A 1,375-nucleotide genomic window follows, 5' to 3' on the forward strand; every position below is an offset into this window, starting at 1 on the left:
CGTAGTGGTCCCGGAGCGGGCGCCGGCATCGATCTGGGCTTGTACGGCCCATCGACGTACCGTCTCCCCGCCGACACCGACCTGCTTGGCGATCGCTTCGGCCGCGGCAGTCAACGACGTGTACTCGCCGCCGTGGGCCTCCAGCAACCGCAAGGCCCTCGAACGGACCTCCGGATCGATTTTCTTAGGCATGTGCCCATCCTTCCTGACTCAGAAGGAAGCGGCATCAAACCTGGGGTGATTCAGGATGTCGACGGCGGTGATGCGGCGGAGTTCGGCGTCGACGCTGTTGTCGAGGCGGGCGGCTTTGAGTCGGTGGAACAGTTTGTCCGCTCGCGCGAACAGCACTGTTTTGCGTCGGCCGATGGCCATGTGGCCCAACGCGTTTGCTAGGTGTGTTTTGCCGACTCCGACGGGGCCGAGCAGGATCGCGGAGTGGCCGGCGTCGATGAACCGCAGGGTGGTGAGGTCCTCGAGCAGGGGGCGGTCGTAGAGTAGATCGTCTGCCGCGCGCCAGTTGTCGATCCGCATGCTGGGGTCGAGACCTGCCTTGGCTGATCGTCGGGCGGCGGAGCTGGATTCACGCCGTGAGACTTCATCGGCGAGCAATTGTTGCAGGAACGTCAGGTGCGAGGTTTTGTGTTGGCGGGCCAGGGCTGCGCGTTGGGGCAGGGTGTCGGCGAGGGCTCCGAGTTTGAGGGTTTTGAGCAGGCCGAGCATGTCGGCGCCGACATGCTCGGGCACACTGTTGGTGGTTCGGGTCATCGGTTCACTCCTGAATGGTGTTGTCGGGGTTAGGAACAAGTGTCAACTGTGTTCTGTTGGTTGCGTATTCGGAGGGGTCGCGGGCAAAGCGAGACGATTCCGACCCGGCGGCCACGGGCATGTCCGGGGTGGTGTTCTCGGTGGCCTGCTCAAGCATCGAGGCGATCTTGGGCACGGCGATGACATCGAACTCCAGGGCGGTGGCACAGGCAGCATCGACAGGTCCGGGCCCGTAGGTGCGCACCAGGCCGAGCAGGGTGTACACCGCCCGCACCCGAGACCACGGGCGCGGGTCGTCGACGATACGGGCCGCGTAGAGCCCGATATGGGGGCCGTGATGCTCGCAGGTGGCCTGCAGCTTGCTGATGTTGCGCAGCGCGTAGGCGGCCTTGTCTGCGGGGTAGTCGTTGGGGTCGGTGCTCTGCCCACCGGCGGGCTGGCGCCGGGTGTTGCTTGACCAACTCGCCGCGGTGATAGAACTTCACCGCTTCGCTGTCCAGGCGAACGTCCAGTGTCGAGCCGATCCAGGTTTCTGTCAAGCCCCGAGTTTTGTGGAGAGTCGGTTAGCTGGTTTCCTGTAACAGAATCCGATGAAGGTTGTCGCCGTGGG

The 1,375-nt window shown here is 64.3% G+C and carries 1 protein-coding gene and 2 pseudogenes; all 3 read right to left on the reverse strand.

The window, feature by feature from the left end; translation table 11 throughout:
- Window positions 1-192: pseudogene (locus BPODLACK_RS23060) on the reverse strand (IS3-like element ISPfr13 family transposase); the annotation flags it as partial.
- A gap of 51 nt (window positions 193-243) precedes the next feature.
- Window positions 244-765 (reverse strand): annotated as a pseudogene (locus BPODLACK_RS23065) (ATP-binding protein); the annotation flags it as partial.
- A gap of 4 nt (window positions 766-769) precedes the next feature.
- Entirely contained in the window at window positions 770-1,030 is a 261-nt protein-coding gene (locus BPODLACK_RS23070) for a hypothetical protein (RefSeq protein WP_159406328.1), read from the reverse strand.
- Between the last annotated feature and the right edge of the window lie 345 nt (window positions 1,031-1,375).

Source organism: Gordonia sp. YY1 (assembly GCF_009872315.1).
Taxonomy (GTDB): domain Bacteria; phylum Actinomycetota; class Actinomycetes; order Mycobacteriales; family Mycobacteriaceae; genus Gordonia; species Gordonia amicalis.